The 24,323-nt window shown below is 35.3% G+C and carries 12 protein-coding genes; 6 read left to right on the forward strand and 6 right to left on the reverse strand.

What is annotated here, in order from left to right; all coding sequences use genetic code 11:
- Positions 1-60: 60 nt before the first annotated feature.
- From K6119_RS14215 to K6119_RS14230, 4 genes are read left to right on the forward strand one after another with little or no spacing between them, the layout of a single operon-like run.
- On the forward strand, positions 61-2,328 hold the full coding sequence (locus tag K6119_RS14215; RefSeq protein ID WP_221832743.1) for an NADP-dependent malic enzyme: 2,268 nt from the start codon (positions 61-63) through the stop codon (positions 2,326-2,328).
- Between the two features lie 2 nt (positions 2,329-2,330).
- The gene (gene ruvA / locus K6119_RS14220; RefSeq protein WP_221832744.1) at positions 2,331-2,906 is read left to right on the forward strand and encodes a Holliday junction branch migration protein RuvA; all 576 of its coding nucleotides are present in this window, start codon (positions 2,331-2,333) and stop codon (positions 2,904-2,906) included.
- 10 nt (positions 2,907-2,916) lie between these two features.
- Positions 2,917-10,407 carry a T9SS outer membrane translocon Sov/SprA gene (gene sov / locus K6119_RS14225; protein ID WP_221832747.1) on the forward strand — a complete coding sequence of 2,497 codons (7,491 nt, stop codon included), beginning with the start codon at positions 2,917-2,919 and terminating at the stop codon, positions 10,405-10,407.
- 16 nt (positions 10,408-10,423) lie between these two features.
- Positions 10,424-10,876: a GNAT family N-acetyltransferase gene (locus K6119_RS14230; RefSeq protein WP_221832749.1), complete on the forward strand. Its 453-nt coding sequence runs from the start codon at positions 10,424-10,426 to the stop codon at positions 10,874-10,876.
- Here the strand turns inward: K6119_RS14230 and K6119_RS14235 are convergent.
- The 4 genes from K6119_RS14235 to K6119_RS14250 all read right to left on the reverse strand — a co-directional run bounded on the left by K6119_RS14235 (position 10,871) and on the right by K6119_RS14250 (position 16,016).
- The gene (locus tag K6119_RS14235; RefSeq protein ID WP_221832751.1) at positions 10,871-11,413 is read right to left on the reverse strand and encodes a Riean_0653 family protein; all 543 of its coding nucleotides are present in this window, start codon (positions 11,411-11,413) and stop codon (positions 10,871-10,873) included. The two genes, K6119_RS14230 and K6119_RS14235, sit on opposite strands and share 6 nt — an antisense overlap.
- 84 nt (positions 11,414-11,497) lie before the next feature.
- The gene (locus K6119_RS14240; protein ID WP_237828024.1) at positions 11,498-12,499 is read right to left on the reverse strand and encodes a polyprenyl synthetase family protein; all 1,002 of its coding nucleotides are present in this window, start codon (positions 12,497-12,499) and stop codon (positions 11,498-11,500) included.
- Between the two features lie 20 nt (positions 12,500-12,519).
- Positions 12,520-15,264, reverse strand: coding sequence for an efflux RND transporter permease subunit (locus K6119_RS14245; RefSeq protein ID WP_221832755.1), 2,745 nt, complete (start codon positions 15,262-15,264; stop codon positions 12,520-12,522).
- 89 nt (positions 15,265-15,353) lie between these two features.
- Positions 15,354-16,016, reverse strand: coding sequence for a M23 family metallopeptidase (locus tag K6119_RS14250; protein ID WP_221832757.1), 663 nt, complete (start codon positions 16,014-16,016; stop codon positions 15,354-15,356).
- A gap of 410 nt (positions 16,017-16,426) precedes the next feature.
- On the opposite strand from K6119_RS14250, the gene K6119_RS14255 reads away from it, so the two are divergent.
- A complete protein-coding gene (locus K6119_RS14255; protein ID WP_221832759.1) occupies positions 16,427-18,841 on the forward strand; it encodes a choice-of-anchor L domain-containing protein in 2,415 nt (804 codons plus the stop codon).
- Between the two features lie 32 nt (positions 18,842-18,873).
- A complete protein-coding gene (locus K6119_RS14260; RefSeq protein ID WP_221832761.1) occupies positions 18,874-21,516 on the forward strand; it encodes a serine hydrolase domain-containing protein in 2,643 nt (880 codons plus the stop codon).
- Here K6119_RS14260 and K6119_RS14265 read toward each other — a convergent pair.
- The gene (locus K6119_RS14265) at positions 21,513-22,298 is read right to left on the reverse strand and encodes an SDR family oxidoreductase (protein WP_221832763.1); all 786 of its coding nucleotides are present in this window, start codon (positions 22,296-22,298) and stop codon (positions 21,513-21,515) included. The genes K6119_RS14260 and K6119_RS14265 overlap by 4 nt on opposite strands.
- A gap of 53 nt (positions 22,299-22,351) precedes the next feature.
- Positions 22,352-24,151 (reverse strand): helix-turn-helix domain-containing protein, encoded by a 1,800-nt coding sequence (locus tag K6119_RS14270; protein WP_221832765.1) that lies wholly within the window; start codon positions 24,149-24,151, stop codon positions 22,352-22,354.
- Between the last annotated feature and the right edge of the window lie 172 nt (positions 24,152-24,323).

The following is a 24,323-nucleotide window of genomic DNA, read 5'->3' on the forward strand; positions in this document are numbered from 1 at the left end:
TTGTTCGGCTCAGTTCGGCTTTAATTTTTATCTTTACGCGCCCAAAATAAAGGCTTCGAGATGGCAAAAATTAGAAAACAATCAGCATTAGATTATCACTCAAACGGAAGACCGGGTAAAATTGCAGTAGTTCCAACTAAACCGTACAGTTCACAAAGAGATCTGTCATTGGCCTATTCTCCCGGAGTTGCAGAACCTTGTTTGGAAATTGAGAAGAATGAAGCAGATGCTTATAAATATACTGCAAAAGGAAACCTTGTTGCTGTAATTACAAATGGTACTGCAGTGTTGGGGTTAGGAAATATTGGTCCTCTTGCCTCAAAACCAGTAATGGAGGGTAAAGGTTTACTTTTTAAGATTTTTGCTGATATAGATGTTTTTGACATTGAAGTAGATGCAGAAGATCCTGAAAAATTTATTGAAACCGTAAAAGCAATAGCACCCACATTCGGTGGAATTAATTTAGAAGATATTAAAGCTCCTGAAGCATTTTTGATTGAGCAACGGTTAAAGGAAGAATTAGATATGCCTATCATGCATGACGATCAGCATGGTACTGCAATCATTTCTTCTGCTGCTTTGATCAATGCATTAGAACTTGCCAAAAAGAAAATTGAGAATGTAAAAATTACAGTTGTTGGAGCAGGTGCTGCCGCATTTTCTTGCTGTAAGCTTTATTTAGCACTTGGTGCTAAACTTGAAAATGTTTATATGTATGACTCAAAAGGCTTATTACATAAAAACAGAGAAGATATTGATGAGCACAAAAGATTTTTTGCTGTTCATGACAAAGACATGGATTTGGCGACTTCAATGAAGACGACAGATGTGTTTTTAGGATTGTCAAAAGGTGGATTGGTTACTAAAGAAATGATCAAATCAATGCCAAAAAATCCAATTGTATTTGCCTTGGCAAACCCTGTTCCTGAAATAGCTTATGATGAAGCAACTTCTGTAAGAAAAGACATCATCATGGCAACCGGTAGATCAGATAATCCAAATCAAGTAAATAACGTTTTAGGATTCCCATACATTTTTAGAGGAGCATTGGATGTACATGCAACTTGTATCAATGAGGAAATGAAATTGGCAGCTGTACATGCCATTGCAGAATTGGCGAAAGAACAAGTGCCAGAAGAAGTAAATGAAGCCTACGGTGAAAAGAACATTAGTTTTGGTACAGAATCTATTATTCCTAAACCGCTTGATGCAAGGTTGATTACAACTGTAGCGCCTGCAGTAGCAAAAGCTGCGATTGAATCAGGTGTAGCCAGAAACAAAATAAAGGATTGGGATGCCTATGAACTTAAACTTAAGCAAAGATTAGGTTTGGATAATAAAGTTGTTGCAACCCTTACTGATAAAGCAATGAAAGCTCCGCAAAGAGTAGTTTTTGCCGAAGCTGACAATTTTAATATCCTGAAAGCTGCGGCTGCAGCGTTTGAAGAAGGCTATGCAATTCCTATTTTATTGGGAAGAAAAGATAAAATAGAAGCGCTTATTGAGGAGCATGAGATAGAACTTGAAGGAGTTGAAATTATTGATCCTAAAGACCTTTCTCAAAAAGCAAAATGTCAAAAATTTGGAGAGATCTTCTTCAAAAAGAGACAAAGAAAGGGTTGGACATTATTTGAATCAGAAAAAGTAATGAGAGAGCGTAATTACTTCGGAGCAATGATGGTTGATCAGGGTGAAGCCGACGCCATGATTTCTGGAATTACACGTAATTACCGTGACGTTATTAAGCCTGCCTTAAATGTTGTAGGGACGCAAGAGGGAGTAGAGAAAGTGGCCGGAATGTATGTAATGAATACCAAAAAGGGTCCATTAATTTTGGCAGATACAACGGTAAACATTGATCCAACTGCAGAAGAAATTGCAGAAATTACGAATCTGGTAGCTAAAAAAGCAAGAAAACTAAATATTCATCCAAGAATTGCTTTACTGTCTTATTCTAACTTTGGTTCAGCAAAAGGAAAAGATGCCACCAAGATGGCTGAAGCGGTGAAAATTATTCACCAGAGATATCCAAATTTGATTGTAGATGGTGAGATTCAAGCAAACTTTGCTTTGAATAATGATTTACTAATGGATAAATTCAGTTTTTCATCTTTGGCAAACAAAAATGTAAATACATTGATTTTCCCTAATCTTGCTGCAGGAAATATTGCTTACAAGTTAATGCAGGAAATGGGAGATGATGTAGATGCAATTGGACCAATTTTGTTGGGAATAAAAAAATCAATTCACGTATTGCAATTGGGAAGTTCAGGACGTGAAATTCAAAATATGGTGAAAGTGGCAGTAGTTGACGCTCAAAACAAGTAATTATGATAGCCCATTTAAACGGAAGGTTAGTAGAGAAAACGCCAACTTATATTGTTGTTGAATGTGGGGGAGTAGGATACCTGGTGAAAATCAGTTTGAATACATTTTCGCTTTTGGGTAGTGATGAAAACATAAAGATTCATACGCAATTGATGGTGCGCGAAGATGCACACACGCTTTATGGTTTTGCTCATTTATCAGAAAGAGAAATGTTTAATCATTTGATTTCTGTTTCAGGTATTGGTGCCAATACTGCAATTTTAATGTTGTCGGCAATGACTTCTGATGAAATTGCTTCTGCAATAGTTGGAGGTGATGTTGCCACTATTCAGGGAATAAAAGGGATAGGAGCAAAAACTGCACAAAGGGTTATCATTGACCTAAAAGACAAGGTGGCTAAATCAGATTTGGCTGCAGAAAATATTTTGTTCTCAAACAATACGAATCAAAATGATGCGTTAACTGCTCTGTTGGCTTTAGGTTTTGACAAGAAAAGAGCTGAAAAAGCAATCAACAAAGTGCTGACTGATGAGCAAAGTGTTGAAGAAATAATTAAAGAAGCACTTAAAGTATTGTAATAACCCAATTGTGAAGAAACTACTTGGAATATTTGTTTTGACGTTGTTTTGTTCTGTGGCATTTACCCAGAATGATTCAACTTTGCATTTTCCATTGTACGATCATTACGATTATACTGATAAAAAAGACTCCCCAATTAATTTGATGCCTTCTGGTGTTAACACAGAAGTAAAATACAATCCTGAAACCGGGATGTATGAATTTTATCAAACAATAGGAGGAATCAATTATCGTCATCCAACTTCTATGACACTTGAGGAATACTTAGCCTGGAAAAGGCAACAAGCTACCAAAGAGTTGTTCATGGAAAAAATTAAAGAGGATAACGAACAACAACAAGGTAAGAATCCAATCCCCGCATTAAAGATTGAAAATGAAGCTTTTGATGTGATTTTTGGGGGTGATGAAATTAATATTCGTCCACAAGGATCGGCTGAACTTTCTTTTGGAGTTAATATTTCAAGATATGACAATCCGGTATTGCCAATTAAGCAAAGAAGGGTAACTACCTTTGATTTTCAACAGAGAATTAACTTGAACCTTGTAGGTCAAATTGGAGATAAATTAAAGTTGACTATTGCTCAGAATACTGAAGCAACTTTTAATTTCCAAAATCAAGTAAAAATTGAATATACCGGTTACGAAGATGAAATCATTCAAAAAATAGAAGCCGGTAATGTTAGTTTACCTTTGAATACAACCTTGATTCAAGGGTCTCAATCATTATTTGGTATCAGAACTGATTTGAGATGGGGTAGATTAACCGTTAATACCATTCTTGCTCAAGAAAAGGGTAAGCGTCAAGAAATTAATGTATCGGGAGGTGCACAAGTTCAGGATTATGAAGTGAAGGCAGATAATTACGAAGCCAATAAACACTACTTTTTGAATTATTACCACAGGGATCACTATGATTCTTCAATGCAAACCATGCCTTTGGTTCAATCAGGTGTCCAAATTACCAAAATTGAAGTTTGGGTGACCAATAGGGTAAATAAGGTTGAAAATACCAGAAACATCATTGCATTCTCCGATTTGGGAGAAACAAGACCAAGTTATGTAGAAGGAAATGTAAATCAATTTAATTCTGAGTATCCGGATAATGATGCCAACGAACTTTATGGAATTCTTGCGGCTGCGCCTCAAATTAGAGGTTTTTCAAGTGCAGTTCCTTATTTGGCGGCTTACACGGGTCAACCGGGTCCTTTTGAGCAATCAATCCATTATGAAAAAGTGGAGAATGCAAGACAATTATCTGAACAAGAATTTACTTACAACGCCCAATTGGGGTACATCTCATTAAAGTCTCCTTTGAATCAAGATGAAGTTTTGGGTGTTGCTTATCAGTACACTGTAAATGGTAGAACTTATCAAGTAGGGGAATTTTCAAATGATGTACCGGTTGAAGAAGGGTCTAAAAGTGCTTTGATCCTAAGATTATTGAAACCAACAATTGTAAATCCGCAAAACATTACCTGGGATTTGATGATGAAGAATGTGTACTCAATAGGTGCATATCAAGTAAGTCAGGCAGATTTTATCATGGACTTGTATTATAACAATCCGCAATCTTCTGTGGATGTTAACTACCTACCTTATGATGGAGTAAATGATAAATTATTGATGCAGCAGTTAGATTTAGACCGTCTAAATCTTCAAAATAATGGCCAACCTGATGGAAGATTTGATTACGTTGCAATTCAATATGAAGGTAATAAGGCAACTAATGGTGGTACTATTGATCCTCGTACGGGTAGAGTATATTTCACAACCATTGAACCTTTTGGAAAAACGCTTAGAAAGAAATTAGAGGCTTCATCATTAGCACCTTTACAAGTAGAAGGTATTGTCTTTGAAGAGTTGTATGATTCAACTAAAACTGCGGCTCAACAAATCCCAAGTAAAAATAGATTCAAGATCAAAGGAGAATACAAATCTTCTGTAAGCTCTGATATTTCACTAAACACTTTGAATGTACCTGAAGGTAGTGTTACAGTAACAGCTGGTGGAGTAAAATTGGTGGAAGGTGTAGATTACACAGTTGATTATAACCTGGGAAGAGTGAAGATTTTGAACGAAGGTATTCTTGAGTCTGGGACACCTATCAAAGTTCAGTTAGAAAGTAATTCACTCTTTGGATTCCAACAAAAATCATTGGTAGGGGCACATTTCAATTATGAGTTTAACAAGGATTTTAACTGGGGTGCAACAGTAATGAATCTGACTGAGAAACCATTGACTCAAAAGGTAAATATTGGGGATGAACCAATTAGTAATACTGTATTGGGAACAGATATTTCCTATCGTAAAGAAGTTCCTTTCTTGACCAAAATGGTAGATGTGTTACCAATTATTAGTACAAAAGAAAAGTCAAGTATCAATGCATATGGAGAGTTTGCCTATTTGATTCCGGGAACACAAAGAGCAATTTCTAAAGAAGGTATTTCATATATAGATGGTTTTGAAGGATCACAATCTGCAATTGATATTAAAACATTTGGAACCTGGAGATTAGCTTCAGTTCCGCAAGGTCAAAGTACTTTATTTCCTGAGGCAAATCCTTCACTTGGATTGGGACAAGGGTTTAACAGATCTAAATTGGCCTGGTATGTTATTGATCCAACAACATTCTACCAAAACTCAAGTGTAACACCTGATCATATTCAAGGAAATGATAATATTTTGTGTAATTCTAACATGCACATCCTTTCACAAACTGCTTTATTCCCGCAGTTTAATCCGGTTCAGGGTACTTTAAACAATATTCCTGTTCTTGATTTGGCTTACTATCCAACAGAAAGAGGACAGTACAACTACGATACAACTTCAGCTTACATTGATGCAGATGGTAAATTCACTAATCCAGAAGATCGTTGGTCGGGAGTTATGCGAGCACTTACCACCACAAATTTTGAAACAGCAAACATCCAGTTTATCCAATTCTGGTTATTGGATCCTTTTAATGATGATGCAACACAAAGTGGCACAGTTAATACTTCGGGTGGTGATTTGTATTTCAACTTAGGAAACATTTCAGAGGATATTCTACCGGATTCAAGAAAGAGTTTTGAAAATGGATTACCTGCCAGTACAACTTTTGATCCGGATGATTACGATACAACAGAATGGGCGGTGGTTTATAATCAGCAAGTAATTGTTAATGCATTTGATAATAACCCAGAGTCAAGAGTTTATCAGGATGTTGGATTAGATGGTTTGTCAGATGCCGGAGAAGCTGGTCATTTTAATCAATTTATTAGCTGGGTAAATAATTCGAATTTATCAGCTGCTGCAAAAGCACAGTTATTGGACGACCCATCTTCAGATAACTATCAATATTATTTAGATCCTCAACACGACATTGATACTAACGACATAGTGCGTCGATATAAGAATTTTAACGGGATGGATGGTAACTCCCCTTCATCAGAAATGTCAGATTCAATTACCGGAGGAGCAGGTTATACAATTCAAGCAACAACAATTCCGGATATTGAGGATTTAAATCAAGACAACAACTTAAGTGAATCTGAAAGTTATTTCCAATACCGAGTAAGTTTAAGACCTCAGGATTTAGTGGTTGGACAAAACTTTATTACGAACTCTCAAGAAGTTGAGGTGTGTGAAGGTTCAGGGAAAATTGAAACTTGGTATCAGTTTAAAATTCCAATTGAAAATTATGAGACGCGAATAAACGGAATCAATGATTTCAGATCAATTCGTTTTATTAGAATGTTCATGAAAGAATTTGATCATCCGGTTGTATTGCGTTTTGCAAGATTAGAGTTGATCAGAGGTGAATGGCGTAAATACTTGGAAAACATTAATGAGCCGGGTGAAAGTATCAATGATGATCCAAATGCTACAGAATTTAACATTGCGGCAGTAAACCTTGAAGAAAACGAAGGTAAAGAACCTGTGGGATATGCTATTCCTCCTGGAATATTAAGAGAGCAGGATCAAGGATCAATCAACTTAAGACAATTAAATGAGCAATCTCTTTCTTTTGAGGTTTGTGGTTTGAAAGATGGTGATGCAAGAGCGGCCTATAAAAACGTAAACTTTGATATCAGATCATACCAGAAATTAAAGATGTTCATCCATGGTGAAGCACGTAACGTTGAAACGGATTTACAAGATGATCAATTGACTGTTTTTATCAGATTAGGAACAGATTTTGAACAAAACTACTACGAGTATGAAATTCCTTTAAAGTTAACGCCTTGGGGTACTTTAGGAACTGAAGCCAATGCAGATGAAATCTGGCCGGATGAAAACAATGCATATATCATCTTTAATGAGTTGACAAACCTTAAGTTGGAAAGAAATTCCAGTAATGTTCCTTATGGACAAGAATACATAAAGGTGAGACTTCCGGATGCATCAGATCCTAATGATCCACAAGTAATCACAAGAATTAAAGTTAGAGGTAACCCAAATCTACAGGGATTAAAAACAATAATGATTGGGGTAAGAAACCCTGGAAAAGATACAGATCACCCTTGGATGTATGCTGAAGACGGTTTGGACAAATGTGCAGAGGTATGGGTAAATGAGTTGAGGTTAACAGATTTTGATCAACAAGGTGGATGGGCTTCTACTGCTCGTGTAAGTATGCAGTTAGCTGACTTTGCAACAGTTAACGTAGCAGGAAACTATTCAACGCCTAACTGGGGAAGTATTGAAAAGAAAGTAAGTGAGCGTCAAAGAGATACGCAAAAATCATTTGACTTTTCTACCAATGTCAATTTAGGTCAGTTTTTTGGTCGTAAAGCAAATATTAGGTTACCATTCTATTATGGATATTCAGCTGCAGCCATAGATCCGCAGTTTGACCTCCTGGCACCTGATATAAGATTGGAAGATCTGGATCCTAATCAAAAGGCCGAACGACTCAAGATTTCACGAGATCTCACTTTGAGGAAATCATACAATTTCACCAATGTTAGAAGAGAAAGGCCATCCGGTAAAGAAGTACATATTTGGGATCCTGAAAACTGGACAGCTACCTATTCATATAATGAGTTGTATAGACGTGACTTAAATACAGAATATGATAGAACGAGAACCTGGAGGGGTAATTTAAGTTATTTGTATTCCAAAAAACCAATTACCTGGGAACCATTCAAAAATGTTAAAGCATTCAGAAAATCGCCTTGGTTGAGAATTATTAGAGATATCAATGTTGATCTGGGTCCTAAGTCATTCAGTTTTACGAATGATGTAACCAGGATGTATAACCAAAGACAAAACAGAAATTTTGCCGATACCTTAGCGCCAATATTTGATCCTACAGTATTAAAGAATTTTACTTGGGTAAGAGGGTATGATTTGAAGTATGATTTAACCAAACAATTAAAGTTTACTTTCTCTGCAAATAATTCATCTATTATTTCAGAACCAGAGGGAATTATTGATCGAGATCACTCAGATCCACTAGTTCAGGAAAGATATTCTCAATTTATTAGAAGTATTCAAAGTGCTTTTGATAAGCGTGTTTGGAATGGCGCAGATTCAACTTGGTCAGACTCTCTAGGAGTAGGAGGATATAATATGCAGTATGGTCATTCATACAATATCACTTACAAATTACCATTCAATAAAATCCCTTTAACAGATTGGATCAACGCCAACTTGAAATTGAGAGGAAGTTATGATTGGCAAAGAGCACCACTGGCTCAACCACAATATGGAAATACTATTCAAAACTCAAGAAATTTCAGTGTAAATGGTCAAATAAACTTCTTGACTTTGTATAACCATGTTCCTTATTTAAAGAAAATTAATGATGCCAACCGCGGTGGTGGTAGAGGTGGCCGTGGAGGTAGAAATTCTAAAAAAGAAGATCCTGAAAAAGAGCAACAAAAACTCAAAAAGGAATTAGAAAATGATCTAAAAAATTGGCCTGAAGAACCAGACTCAACTTTCCTGGCAAAGAAGAAAATGACCATGAAAGAATACAAAAAGGCACGTAAAAAGTATTTCAAGAAGAAAGAAAGAGAGCGCAAGAAAAAGAAACGCGAGAAAAGAGAGGTAAGTACTCCTGAGAAAATTATTGGTCAGGCTATCATGTCAGTTAGAAATTTATCTTTCACTTACACTGAAAATGATGGGATGCTTTTACCCGGATTTGCCGGAGAAAGTTCCGTACTCGGTATGGGTGCGCATCCAAATCATTCAAACAACACATGGGGCCAACCTAGCTTTATGTTTGTGGCCGGAGCTCAGAATAAAGACATTTGGGGAAGACAAACTAATGCCTGGGGTGGTAGTGATTTTGCATCATTTGCAGCTTCAAATGAGTGGTTGACAAAATACGCAGCTTTAAATATTCAGCACACAGTTACACATACCCAAAATATTAACGGAAGATTGCAATTAGAACCTTTCAAAGACCTTTCTATTTCTTTGACTATTGATAGAAAATACAATGAAAATCAAAACAGTTTCTACAGATATAATCCAGATTCAGTATTCAATTCGACACTTGGAATTTGGGAAGCGGGTGAAGGTCATTCTCATTTCAATCCTGTTAATTCCGGTTCGTTGAATTTTACAACTATTACCTGGAAAACGGCCTTTTCTAAATTGGATTCTTTATACATGGATCAGGTGTTTGCAGACATGAGAAATTACAGAACGGTTGTGTCATCTCAATTGGGTCAATTACACGGAACCAGTTTAGACAGTGGTGGATATTATGACGGTTTTGGAGCTAACCAACAGGATGTATTAGTTGGATCATTCTTGGCGGCATATACAGGACGAGGAACAGGTAATAAATTCTTTGACATATTTAAAGCAATTCCTTTACCTAACTGGGATATTAGGTATGATGGGCTGTCCAAGATTGACTTTATGAAAAAACTGGTGAGGAATTTCACTTTAAAACACGCATATCGATCAACGGTATCGCTTACAAATTTCCAAACCAACTTAGGAGCCATAGATGAAAATGGAGGTTGGGTGAGAGACGCATCAAACAACTTTATTGCAAAAGAACAGATAACAGGTATCACCATTACTGAACAATTCGCTCCGTTCTTAGGATTAGATGCAACATGGATAATTGGTAAAAATGGATTGATAACATCTTTTGAATTTAAAAGAGATCGTTCATTAGCACTAAATGTTCCAAATATGCAGATAACTGAAATGAGAGGAGCAGAATGGGTGATAGGTTCAGGATATAAATTCTCTAAGGTTAAATTGCCATTCAAGTTTATGGGTGAAACTGTTGAAAGTGATTTGAACTTAAGATTTGACTTGAGTATAAGAAATAATATCACTGTTAGTAGAAACATCATTGAGGATACTAATCAACCTACTTCAGGGCAAAGAATGTATTCAGTTAAGTTTAGAGTAGATTACAATATTGGACCAAACTTAAACGTGGCATATTACTTTGACAGGGTTGTGAATACGCCGGTATTGTCAAACGCTTATCCTACGGCGAATACATCAACAGGTATTTCTTTAAGATTCAACTTGGCTCAATAATCAGTAGATTTGGGATATGAGCAATATCCAAATTAGAAAAGCAACACCAAATGACATGGACAAGGTGTTGGAATTAATCCGAGAATTAGCGATTTACGAAAATGCTGAAGAACAGGTCAGTAATACAGCAGATCAATTGCGTAAAGATGGATTTGGAGAGCATCCCAGATTTGAGTGTTTTGTTGCAGATGAAGAAAATGAGGTAATCGGTTTTGCCTTATTTTATACTTCATATTCTACCTGGAAAGGAACTTGTTTATATCTGGAGGATTTATTAGTTACTGAATCAAAAAGAAGGAGTGGTATAGGTAAATTACTTTTTGATAAAGTGCTTGAAACTGCTAAGGAAAGAGGTGCAAAGAGATTTGAGTGGCAGGTTTTAGATTGGAATGAACCGGCCATCTCTTTTTATAAGAAGTACAATGCAGATTTGGATCCGGAATGGATCAATGGTAAGATCTTTTTATAGTGTCTTGTAATGAAGGTCAAATCTTCCTGATCTGAATTGTAAAGTGTCTTTTTGTGCTGAAATAGCATCAAATTCAAAAGTGCCGGATATTATTTGATCTTCTTTATTGTAATTGGTAATGTCTATAAAGTGCGGAGATAAGGTGTCTATCTCATAATACTCTGCAGATTTATGACTGTTTGAACCGTAATAAAAAGTTTGGTAAGGAGCTGTGCAGTATTCACTGGCTAAATCATATCTTCCAACTTCAAAACAACCTTGAGGAACTTCAATGCAGAACCAGTTTCTAGCAGACTGTTGATCATCTATTCGTGTAGCGGAGATTCTTAAACCTCCGTCATTAGTAATAGTTGGATGAGGTAATTCGTGATCTTTGTAGTTTCCTTTATCATATGGTAACCAGGTTTCACCATTTAAATAAAATCCCATGGTGTGTAATCCATTACTGGTAGCATCCGGTAAAATGTTTTCTGAATTTGTTTTGGAACAAGCTCCTAACATTAATAATGACAATATCCACAATAATCCTTCCCTCATACTATAACTCACGCAGTTATTTCAGGAGAAGTTGGGTGAATTGGATAAAATGTAGCTTTCGTTTACTGAGCGGTTGAAATTGACTTACGATTCTCTTGATAATAGAAAATTTGCAAGCGTTCTTAAAGGCATTTTTTTGGATTCATCTACGTTAACATCATCCAAATTTTTCATGGCTGTCTTGTAAAATAACTCCATCTTTTCAATTGACTTATTTTGGATGTCTAACTCAGCATAAATTTCTTTAACTCCCTCTACCTTTTTATTCAGGTCTGTTTCGTTAAACAAAGTTTTTAATCTGCTTAATTGGCTTGAATTAGCTGTTTCCAGTGCCTTCAATAACAAGTAAGTCTTTTTATTGGCGATAATATCTCCACCAACCTGTTTTCCAAACTTGCTTTGATCTGCAAATACATCTAAAATGTCATCTTGTAATTGAAATGCTATTCCCAGGTTGGTACCAAATTCATAAAGATCCTGAGCATCTTTATCTGAAGATCCACCAACCAATGCACCTAATTGTAAACTACATCCTAATAAAACTGCAGTCTTCTTACGAATCATAACAATGTATTCGTCAATAGTTACATCTTCTCTGCTTTCAAAGTCCATATCCATTTGCTGACCTTCGCAAACTTCAATTGCAGTGATGTTATACAGTTTTAATATCCTAGGTAGTAATTCTGGGGTGTATTGTGATAAGCGCTTGTAGCTTTCTATCATAAGTGCATCTCCACTTAACAAACCAACGCGCTCATTCCATTTTTTGTGAACTGTTTCTTTACCTCTTCTCAACGGCGCTTCATCCATTATGTCATCATGAATGAGGGTGAAGTTGTGAAAAATCTCAACACCCATAGCGGCATTTAAAGCTTTTTGATATTCACCTGAAAACATTTCACAGGCCATCATAGATAAGATAGGACGCATTCTTTTACCTCCTAAGTCTAAGATGTATTTTACAGGTTCGTATAAGTTCAGTGGAGCCTCAGGAAACTGGGTTGCCGCAATTTCATTCGTAATGTGCGAACGATAGGATTCAATTTGACTTAACATTTCGTTTAGTTTTTTGTCTTCGCTTTTCATCCTCAAAAAGTGCAGATTACTTAATCCTGTTTCTCTGAAGAATTTGAAGCTTCAGAAGTGGCTGCTGTATTAACAGTTTCCTCACTTCCTTCATTGTTTCCTTTATTAACATCTGAATCATCATTTTGTTCTGATGTCGCTTCGTTTTCAACTGAAAGTTTTGAATCTTCTTCTTTGTATTTCTCTAGTGTTTGCTCTATTTCTAAATGATCTAGTTCAATATCTTCTTCCTCGTTATACAACTGTAACAATGGTTCTCTCAAAGCTTTGTTTGAAAGCTTTTTCTCCATTCCTAATAACAAGCTTGGAAGAATCATCAAATTGGCAAACATGGCAATTAAAAGTGTCAATGACACCAATAATCCTAAGGCTTTAGTACCTCCAAATTCAGAGAATGTAAACATCAAGAATCCGAAGAAAAGAACGATAGATGTATATATCATAGAGATTCCGGTTTCTCTTAATGCAACCAGAATACAACGTCTTAAATCATGACGATAGACAATCATCTCTTGTCTGAATTTAGCTAAGAAGTGAATTGTATCATCCACTGAAATACCAAAGGCAATACTGAATACTAATAATGTAGAAGGCTTAATTGGAATTCCTGCAAATCCCATTATACCGGCAGTAAACAATAGAGGAACAAAGTTAGGAACCAATGAGGCTAATACCATTCTCCATGAACCAAATAACAATGCCATTAAAATTCCAATCACTACAATGGCTATTCCTAAAGAGATGAAAAGATTTGTTACTAGATATTGAGTTCCGTTTGACGCAACAACTGAGGTTCCTGTAATAGTAACTTCCCATTCTTGCTTGTCAATTACTTTTCTTAAACTATCGTTAAAGCCGGCTTCACTTTCTTTTTCAATTAATTCATCACCGTCAAAAACGTCATACATTTTAGTCAGATTAACTTTAACTGCAGGAACTTGTAAGTACATTTCCGCTAATGAAGCTGTTTTTTCTTCACCACTTTGTTTTGAGATGGTTTGATAACTCTCCTCAAGATATTTAGCATCCGGATTAATTGTATTGTAGATTTGTGGGTAGATAGAATCAACAATCCCTTGAATTTCATAGGCTCCGGTATCTCTGATTTGTAAAGCAATTCTGACTAGGGTTCTAGTTGTGTCAATTAATGAGGTGTTTTGTGTTTGAGTACCAGATTCCTTCATGAAATCATTGATCTCTTTTAGTTCTAATACAGAAGGGATAACATACTTTTCTGGTTTGCCGTCATTATAGGCCATGTTTAGCATTTTGGCACCATCAGCCAATGAAAGAGATTTAGAAAAATATTCTTTTTCTCTAAGCATTTTCTGAACATCTTCTATTTCTTTTAGACGCTTATAAAATGATCCTTCTTCTTTAGTGTTTAGAATAATGTCAAAAGGAATAGATCCATTAAAATTGTTTTCAATGAATTTAAGATCGGTAGTAATTTGATCGTCTTTCGGAAGGTCACCTGTAATGTTACCAGTAACTTTCATCATAGAGATTCCGATACCCGCAACCATCACTAATACAACCGTCCCACCAAATACCAATTTTCTTCTATATAAACTTAAGTATTCTAGTTTCTCAACCGCTAAATGCAACCATTGTTTCTCAAGGTGTTTTAGGTGTTTTGATTTTGGAATAGCCGAGTAACTTAAAATGATTGGAAGAATGGTAATAGATAAAACAAAAACCGCCAAAATGTTAATTGAGGCAATAATTCCAAATTCTATTAATCTCTCTGAATTGGTACCAATAAAAGTTGAAAATCCTAAAGCAGTAGTAAGGTTGGTTAAGAATGTAGCGTTTCCAATTCTTTGTATTACTCTTGAAAGTGCTTTTGCTTTGTTACCATGAGATATTATTTCCTGGTGGAATTTGTTGATCAAGAAAATACAGTTAGGAATAGAAATTACAATTATCAATGGCGGAATTAACACCATTAAGATGGACAATTGAAAATCGAACGCTCCTATTGATCCCAACGACCAAACTACACCGAACAACACAACAATATTACATATCAATACAATCTTTATACTTCTAAAAAACAATAGAAGTAATAAAGAGGTCATACCTATTGATAAACCAATAAACAACCCAAGTTCCTTTTTCAGTTTTGCTCCAACTGTAACACGGATATGAGGTAAACCTGAAATTCTAACAGGACCTAAATCTTTTTCAAATGAACGTGCTACACTTTCTACTTCAAACAGGATGTTAGCCGTTTTCATATCCTTCATGATGTCTTCAGATATAAAGGCCATCATCAATGATGTATTGGTTTCAGGGTTATAAATTAAACCTTCGTAAAGTGGATTTCCCCTGATAATATTTTTTAAACTATCTACTTCGGCTTGAGTAGTTGGTTTTTCATTTACAATTTTATGAAGAGCAAAAGATTGTTTAACGGTATCTTTTTGTAACTGGAATAAGTGTGCCTCAGATACAATTGAATCTACCGCTTCAAATTCAGAAATTTTTACACCAAGATCATAATATGCATCAAATTTCTCTACTGTGTAAAGATCTTCACATTGAATAGCAAAAATCAACAATGATTCACTTCCGCCGAATGAATTTTTTAAAAGCTGATAATCTTTTTTCGGTTGAGAATCCTTAGGCAACATTGTACCATAGGTGTTATCGATCTTGATGTTGGTAACAGCAAAGTATCCAAAAACAACTGATATAGCGATAATTAAAGCGCTAATCAAAATCCTATTTCGCAGTATGAACTGTGCGAGTCTAAACCACATTAATAATCAAAATCAATTTTAAGGAGTCCAAAAGTACACAATCGATTTGTATTTACAGGAGATTCAGAAAGAATTGTACCAAATTTAAATTATTTCGAAAAATTGATAAATTCTTGAGGGTTCAAAGGGATGCCTCTTTTCCAAAGTTCAAAGTGCAAATGAGGACCTGATGAATGTGCTCCTGTACTGCCTACAATGGCAATTGGATCAGTTGTTTGTATTTTGTCACCTATTTTTTTAAGAAGAGAAGAACAATGTTTATACACTGAAATTAACTCCCCTGAATGTTGTACTATTACTACCATTCCGTCATCCTGACTCCAGGCAGAAAAAATTACCGTTCCGTCTAAACAACTTTTTATCGGAGCGCCTTTTTCAGTTACTACGTCAACCCCATAATGTCCTTGAGATCTGTCAAAAGATTTAGATACAGTACCTTTTACCGGCGCGGAATAAAAGTCAATAGAAACCTGGTTTTTTTCGTCAAGAGATGATTGGTTTTCAAATTTTTCTCTCAAAAGTGAATCTTCTTCTGATATATCAAAGTGAGGCTCGTAGTTGGTTAAAAGCGTATCGTTTTCTATTGCTTTCAAACTATCCTCAAAAGGTTGATCCGTAAGAATCATCTGAAGGTCATTAAAATATTTTTGTCGAGATTCAATCTCGGTTTTTAAAGAGTCTATAACTCTGCTATTGTCATTTATTTGTTCAACAGAAGCAGTTGGAGCCGGATCCATGAATAGATATTTCATTGGGGTAAATCTGATTAGTATTGATAAACCTATAACAATGATAAGAGTATATAAACCCAACAAAGTATAGAGGTTCATCATAGACAACCTAAAACTCCACTTTTCATCATAAGTAGAATCATTAGTGAAACTCAACTTGTGTTTTTCACGACTTTTTTCAAAAAAGGACTTTATTTTGTCAGAAAACCCCATAAATGTGGCTACAAAGGTACATTATCTGTCACAATTTCATACCTCTTAATCGGTTTAAAATGGATTTAAATAAATAAGTGACCTATTTGGCTCATTTTTTGATGTTTAAAAAACAACTTTAGCGTTTAAAGTTCGTTATATAAATACGAGGGGATTCATTAATAAATTCGTAAATTTATTGTCCCATTCGTCTAAGGATTAAAAGGGGTACTACTACATTGAAGAAATTAGTTTACATATTGTTGAGTTTGATGGCGACTTTTATAGTTGGCAACACTTATGCTCAATTAACTACCTCTAATGCAGCAACACCAACGCAACTTGTTGAAAACACTTTGGTTGGAAATGGAGTTGCAGTTTCAAATGTTGTTTACACCGGAAATGCTGAAGCAATTGGGTCTTTTAATGGTGCAAATACTAATCTTGGATTGGCTTCAGGAGTAATACTTACTACAGGAACAGTTTTAAATACAGGTGGAATCTTAGGAGGTTCACAAGGTCCTCATGGTCCTAATGATTCTGGTAGTGCAGGTGTTGATAATGGAAATCCGGGCTACTCTCCTTTAACGTCTTTGGCGGGTGCAGACACTTATAATGCGGCGGTTTTAGAATTCGACTTTGTTCCTCAATCTGATACAGTAAAATTCAGATATGTTTTTGGCTCAGAAGAGTACCCTGAATATGTTGACGGAGGATTCAATGATGCTTTTGCCTTCTTTATTTCAGGTCCCGGTATTTTAGGAACCCAAAACATGGCAACAATTCCGGGAGGTGGAGGTATCGTTTCTATTGATAATATCAATAATGGTAATACTAATTCTGGTCCATGTCAAAATTGTGCTTATTACATTAATAATGGAACAGGTTCTACAGCTCCACAAAATGGAAGTGATTTCTATATTCAATATGATGGGTTCACTGTAGTAATGGAAGCAATTTCTAAAGTGCAATGCGGACAAACTTATCATTTGGTTATCGCTATTGCTGATGCAGGAGATGGTGCATATGATTCGGGAATATTTTTAGAAGCAAATAGCTTAGAGAGTTTTGCTCCAATTGATATGTCATATAGTTTAGCATTAGATGGTTATGGAGATAATTATACAATGGCAGAAGGTTGTGAGACAGCAACTGTAACCGTTTCAAGACCTTCAAATAACGCACAAGATGCTATAACTATTCCAGTAATGGTTTCAGGTACAGCAACAGAAGGTGTTGATTATAGTAATGTGCCGGCAAGCATCAATTTCGCTTCAGGACAAACTTCTGTTTCTTTTGATTTAGATGTTTTTTCAGATGGGATATCAGAAGGAACAGAAAGTGTTATTATTCAATTAAATCAACCGGACCCTTGCGGAAATAACAACTTTATTACAATTGAATTGGCGATACAGGATGTAAATCCGCTACAAGCAACCATTCCGGATGTGGATGTTCATTGTCCCGGGGAAGATGCTGTACTTGAAGTACAGGTAACCGGAGGTTTGGAACCATATACATACAGCTGGGGTGTTGGAGGTTCAGATGATAATATTACCGTCAATCCAACAACTACAACTTCATATGATGTTACAGTAAATGATGCATGTTTACAATCTCCGGTAACAGTTTCTGGAACAGTTAATGTGCCCAATTATCCACCTGTAATTATGGTTACTTCACCTGACACTTCTGTGCTTTGTCCAAATACTCCTCAAACACTTCTAGCAGAGGCTACCGGAGGTGATGGGAATTTTGTTTACACATGGTATCAAGGAACTTCGGTTATAGGAAGTGGTACTTCTCAAGGGGTATCACCAATGGTTACAACTACTTACACGGTAGGAGTTTTAGATGGATGTGGAGTGGAGATATTTAGTGACATTATTGTAACAGTGGAAGCTTCAGTATTAGAGCTTGAAATGAGTCCTGATCAATTAGTTTGTCCTGGAGATTCTGCCGTAATTTGGGTAGAGGCTTCAGAAGGATTAGGTAACTATACATATTACTGGCATCATTCAGGTGAAACAACACCAGAGGTAACTGTTTGGCCAAATCATACCACTACATATACAGTTTCTGTTGAAGATGAATGTCATACTTATCATATAGATGGTCAAACTGTTGTAGAAGTAGTTAGACCTGAAGCTAATTTCAATATCCTAACTGATGAACCAATGGAGGATTTATTAGTGTCATTCCAAAACACTACTAATGGAGGTGTGACCTGGTATTGGGATTTTGGAAATGGTGATAATTCAACTGCTAATTCTCCAAACACTACTTATGATGCAGCCGGTTGGTATGATGTTACATTAATTGCCTACAATATTATTGGATGTTCTGATACTGTTACCAAGCCAATCTATATTAAGCCTGAGTTTTATTTTTATGCACCAAACGCATTTACACCTGATGGAAACAGGTTAAATAATAATTATGAAGTTTCTGTAATCGGAGCAACAGGATTTGAATTTCAGATTTTCAACAGATGGGGAGAATTGATTTATGCTACAACGGATCAATATTTTAAATGGGATGGAAACTATGACGGTGCCCCTGTTCAGGATGGTGTTCTAGTTTGGCGTGCAAAAGTTGTAGATAGAGAAGAAAACGTTCATACTTTTCAAGGTCATATTACCATTTTAAGGTAAATAATTACATTTGCTCAAATTGATGTAATTAAATGTTGCTGAGTAGATTATCACTCCTTGTATTTTCACTGCTTATTGTTGTCTTATCATCTTGTGGAGGTGATGAAATTAAAGAGACATCTGATGTTGAGTTTGATGATAGCAACACAGCTTGGATTGACTCAATTTTTGGAGACTTATCTGCCAAGGAACAATATTATCAGCATCTTATATTTGAAATTCCTGCTACTTATCAAACCAACGCAGATTCACTTATTACCTGGATAGGAATAAACCAACCGGGTGCTATAAAGTTTCAATCATGGAATTATGACAGTATTCAATATGTCAAACAAGCCGTTGATACATTAGATATCATCCAACCAATTTATTATACCAATTTCTTCGAATTTTTGAATTTACCTAAGTATCCATATTGGGATGCCAATGTCAAAAATCAATCTTTAAAATTGACAAGAATCTTTCAAAAAGGAAGAATGAATTTGCTCGATTTTCAAGGAGAGTTAAATCCACAAAAAGAACATCAAGAGTGGATTGCGAAATTAAAAAATGAACAGTCAGTTTTTCCTGTTACCGGCGGATACAAAGACAAAAATGTAAAAGAGGAATTTGAAGATTTCATGAAAAGCTTAAGTCAGGACAATCATCTGCATTTAAGTATTTTTCAAATGGATACTGTTGACTTTAATAATTTCAGGAATAATGCCGGATTTAAAGGACTATTCATAGTGGAATCCAAAGAAGGAGCAATAAACGGCATGCTTTCAAAAGGAGCTGATTTATTGGTAAAGAATATTGAATTACCGGATCAATTTGATAAGTGGAATGAAGCTTCTGAAGAATACGAACAAAGTACCAAGAGAATTTTAGATTTAAAAAGCCAGATTAACAATGACATCAAAGAACAACATCTTGAATCTGAAGCCACTTTTAGCCGATTAAATTATCTCCACAACGGTGTGACCTTAATAGCTGATAAAAGCAAATTAGTTCCCTTTAAAGGTCGTTTCAATTTATATGCGCCTGACAAATTAAATATTAGTTTAAAAGTAAGAAGAGAATGTAATGTCAGTAATTATGAATCTGATTTAACCTTGAAGTCTGTAGAAAAAATAGTTGATGCAAAAGGGAGCAAAGTAATTGTGTTAAGTGATACTGTTCAATTAGAAGTGCTGGATTATTTGAACGGAATTAGTAAAGAAGCGAATACGCTTGTGTGTTTTTCGAGTATTGAGCAGTATAGTAAATTATCTGCATCACCTAATCTGTGTTTTATTCCTTCAATAAATTTTTGTTCTCCTGACGTTTTTGTTCAACAATTGAGCAGTAGAATAAACCTAGATGGAAACTTTGTTTCAAAAGATTCTGTCCTAAAAGGGAAAGAAGTTGAAAAAACACTATTAGCCAGAACAGTTCCTGAGTTTGTCGGATATGATCAGGATACATTATATGGAATTAACTGGGCGGTTAAAAATGCAATGAACGGAAGAGCTTTTCCGGGTTGTCAAGTTTTATTGGCTAAAAATGGATGTATTATTTATGACCAGCAATTTGGATTTCATTCCTATGATAGACAAAAACAAGTAACAGAAGAATCAATTTATGACCTAGCGTCTATTACTAAAGTGTTGGCCACAACCATGGTTGGAATGAAACTTTACGAAATGGGTAAGTATAATCTACAAGACAGCTTAGAAGATTATCTACCTGATACGCTTCGTAAACATTTGCCATATCCAAGTACAATTAGAAATATCACTTTTCATGAGTTGTTTATTCATAAAAGTGGATTGCCGGCCGGTTTTCCACTCATAAGATTTCTAGATTATACCTCAGAAAACGTTGGTAGGTTTGACAAGTATTATTGCGATATTTCAGATACTGCCTACTGTATTGAAGTGGCCGAGAATTTTTATATGGAAAAGGAATATGAGGATTCAATGTGGTTGAAGTTGAACCAGATTTGGTTGGATAAAAACAAACCATATAAATACAGTGATGTCAATATGAATACACTTTATTATATGTTTAAAAGCATTATTCAAAATTCACCAAGGGACTTTGGTTTCACTGAACCGGCTAAGAAATTAAAGGACAAAGATCTTTTTGTAGAATTTCTTTATAACACTTATTATAAACCCTTGGGAATGGATCGTTCAAGGTATAAGCCATTGCTTCATTTTAATAAAAATGGAATTGTGCCAACAGAAAATGAATCATTTTGGCGAAAACAATTGTTGCAGGGATATGTTCACGATCCAAATGCTGCTCTAATGGGAGGAATAGCAGGAAATGCTGGTTTGTTTTCAACTACGAATGATATGGCCAAACTTTGTCAAATGCTTTTGAACAAAGGGACGTATGGAGGAAAACGCTACCTAAAAACAGAAACTGTACAAAAATTTACTTCAGTTGCAGAAGATTCGCACCGTGGACTTGGATTTAACAAGAGAACAATTTCAACCACCGGATTTGGAATGGCAGATTCTTCCTCTATTGACACATATGGGCATACTGGATTTACCGGTACTTGTTTTTGGATTGATCCACAAGAAGATTTGATTTATATTTTCCTATCAAATAGAGTGCACCCTAAAGTAAATAACCGTATTTATCAATACGGAATCAGAAAGAGAATTCACAACACTGCTTACGCGGCTAGGTTGAATTATTAAAGACTTTTAGTTCTACCACCATCAACAGGAACATTTATTCCGTTGATATAGCTTGCCGCAGGTGATGCTAAAAATGCCACCGCATTGGCAACTTCCTCTGGTCTGGCAACTCTGTTCATTGGTGAAGCAGCACTCATTTCAGCTAAAATATCTTCTTTTGATTTTCCTGTCTTATCCGCTTTATTTCCAATAATCTGATCCAATCTGGCAGTACTTGTAGCTCCCGGCAATACATTGTTTACAGTAATATTGAACTGTCCAAGTTCATTTGCTAAAGTTTTACTCCAATTGGCTACAGCACCCCTAATTGTATTTGAAACACCGAGATTTGGTAATGGCTGTTTAACAGAAGTACTAATTATATTGATAATTCTACCATAGCCTGCATCTTTCATTTTGTCAATTACAGCTTGCGCCAAAATTTGATTACAGATTAGGTGCATATTAAAGGCAATTCTATATTCTTCTATTGAAGCAGTATGAGCAGGTCCACCTGCAGGTCCACCTGTATTATTGATTAATATATGAACTGATTTACCCGGAAGAAAAGCATCAAGTTTTTGTTGAAGTTCATCCGCCTTTGAAAAATCGGCTACAAGATACTCGTGCTTTTGTCCTTTTGATTGATCAAGTTCTGATTGAACAATTCTTAACTTGTCTTCATTTCTTGCTATTAAAATAATATTGGCTCCCATATTGGCCAATTCTTCAGCTGAAGCTTTACCTATTCCTTGAGTTGATCCGCAGACAATAGCAGTTTTCCCACTTAAATCTAAATTCATAATGACGTTTATTTCGACACGAATTTAAGCAGAATAGCTTGAATGAGGTGAATTTATACTTCAACTTCAATAGACTTAATGTATTCTGTAGGAGTTAGACCGGTAAGTTTTTTAAAAGAAGCATTGAATGTTGATTTCGAATTAAATCCAGCTTCATAGGCCAATGACAAAATGGTGAATTTTTCATTTTGTCTATCATTGAGCATTTCAAGTAAATGTTTAATTCTCAACGAATTTATGTAGTCAAAAAAGTTCTTATTATTTTGAGTATTGATAACCTGTGAAAGGTTGTTTGGACTGACATTTAATTTTTTAGCCAGTTTTTTAAGATTAATCTTAGGATCCAAAAATGGCTTGTGCTCTTCAATATAATCATTGAGTTGAATTTCTATTGCCAATAAATCATCTTCTGTTAATCCTGACTTGGCATATTTTACTTTTTCAACTTCACCATAGGTATAAGTTCCAACAAGGGCATTTTCAAGAATAGCTGATCTTGGGTTGTTCAATATAGGGTCAATGTATGGATTCGCTCTATAAAATCTTGTATACCATTTCCCAATTTTAACGTCCTCTTCTAATACACTAAAAGCTTCTTCAAATCGACCTAAAAATAAATTCACAAAAACAGATGGGTTCTCACAATAGCTTAGATTTAAATTTTTATCGTGTTGTTTAGATAATGCTAGATTTTCCTCTGCTTTTGATATCAATCCCATTATGGCATATGCCATAGAAATCCCCCCATAAAATTTAATTGTTTCACCATTAGGTCCCGGCAAATTACTCCATTGTTTTAGGGCCTCTTTTGGTTTTTTTAACCTCAATAAAATATGGCCTCTTATATTATGCGCGTTAAGGTGGTTAGGATGATCTTTGACAAAATTATTAGCCTCTTCCAATGCCTCTTCATACTTTCTCAATCTCATTAAATTCAAAAAACGCAAGTATTTAGGTAAAGGAGACATTGGATCAATTTCATATGCTAGTTCATTAGCCTCCATTGATTTGTTATAATTGCCTAGAGCAGATTCAATTATTGAAACAAAATGTAGCGCCAAAACATCTCTAGGTTTTTCCCTGAGTACGGTATTGATATTTTCATAAAATAAATCAACATCACCGGTAATTACAAAAATTAGGTACCCTTTAACAGCCAGGGCGTCCATATTTTTATTGTTGAATCTAAGTGCTTCTTCACATAAGTCTAGCGCTTGTCTTCCTGCTAAATGCAGTGGCCATGACCCATTTATCCCTAATGTGGTTACAAGTAAAGCCTTTGTACTAATGAAAGCGTCATTTTCAGGATCAATTTCTAAAGCTTTTTCTATTAATTCTAATGCTAATTTGACACTGGAACCAGATAGATCAGTAGATAAGTCTTTTGCTTTTAAATTTAATTCAAAAGCCTCAATAGAAGTATGAGGTGAACTTATAAGGTTTTCTGCTTTATCATTGGTGTTGAGAAGTTTTTTAAGTGCATCTTTTACAGATGTAGCTACACTTTCTTGAATTTTGAATATGTTTTCATTTTCAAAATCAAAAACTTCAGACCAAATGTGAAAATCTCCAACCGCATTTACAATTTGAATAGTGATTTTAAATTGATCTTCAAATCTTCTTAATGAACCTTCAATTATGTATTTAACACCCAGATCAGCTGCAATTTCAGAAACTTCTAAAGAGGTGTTTTTAAAATGAAATGAAGAAGTTCTGGAAGTGACAAACAATTCTTTGAGATGAGAAATGGCGTTAATTATTTCTTCTGATAAACCATCACAGAAAAAATGATCTTCCTTTATGGACGAAAGAGGAATAATTGGTAAAACCGCTATAGAGTTTTCTCTTCTCATTGGTTCAAAATGGAGAGGATTAGTAGTGCCTAAGTTAATATACGTAGTGAACCATATTGGTGGTTGGGTCTAATTGATACTAAATCCTATCTAAATCGATATAATTAACGCAAAATACAAAAGTACGACTTTTCACGCAAATGGTGCGAACATATAGGGAGAGACGATTTAA

This window comes from Paracrocinitomix mangrovi (genome assembly GCF_019740355.2).
Taxonomy (GTDB): Bacteria; Bacteroidota; Bacteroidia; order Flavobacteriales_D; family Crocinitomicaceae; genus Paracrocinitomix; species Paracrocinitomix mangrovi.

Coding starts and splice junctions, on each gene's coding strand:
- K6119_RS14215 (WP_221832743.1), top strand. CDS start 61: ATGGCAAAAATTAGAAAACAATCAGCATTAGATTATCACTCAAACGGA.
- ruvA (WP_221832744.1), top strand. CDS start 2,331: ATGATAGCCCATTTAAACGGAAGGTTAGTAGAGAAAACGCCAACTTAT.
- K6119_RS14265 (WP_221832763.1), bottom strand. CDS start 22,298: ATGAATTTAGATTTAAGTGGGAAAACTGCTATTGTCTGCGGATCAACT.
- K6119_RS14230 (WP_221832749.1), top strand. CDS start 10,424: ATGAGCAATATCCAAATTAGAAAAGCAACACCAAATGACATGGACAAG.
- K6119_RS14260 (WP_221832761.1), top strand. CDS start 18,874: ATGTTGCTGAGTAGATTATCACTCCTTGTATTTTCACTGCTTATTGTT.
- K6119_RS14270 (WP_221832765.1), bottom strand. CDS start 24,151: ATGAGAAGAGAAAACTCTATAGCGGTTTTACCAATTATTCCTCTTTCG.
- K6119_RS14240 (WP_237828024.1), bottom strand. CDS start 12,499: ATGAAAAGCGAAGACAAAAAACTAAACGAAATGTTAAGTCAAATTGAA.
- K6119_RS14235 (WP_221832751.1), bottom strand. CDS start 11,413: ATGAGGGAAGGATTATTGTGGATATTGTCATTATTAATGTTAGGAGCT.
- K6119_RS14250 (WP_221832757.1), bottom strand. CDS start 16,016: ATGAAATATCTATTCATGGATCCGGCTCCAACTGCTTCTGTTGAACAA.
- K6119_RS14245 (WP_221832755.1), bottom strand. CDS start 15,264: ATGTGGTTTAGACTCGCACAGTTCATACTGCGAAATAGGATTTTGATT.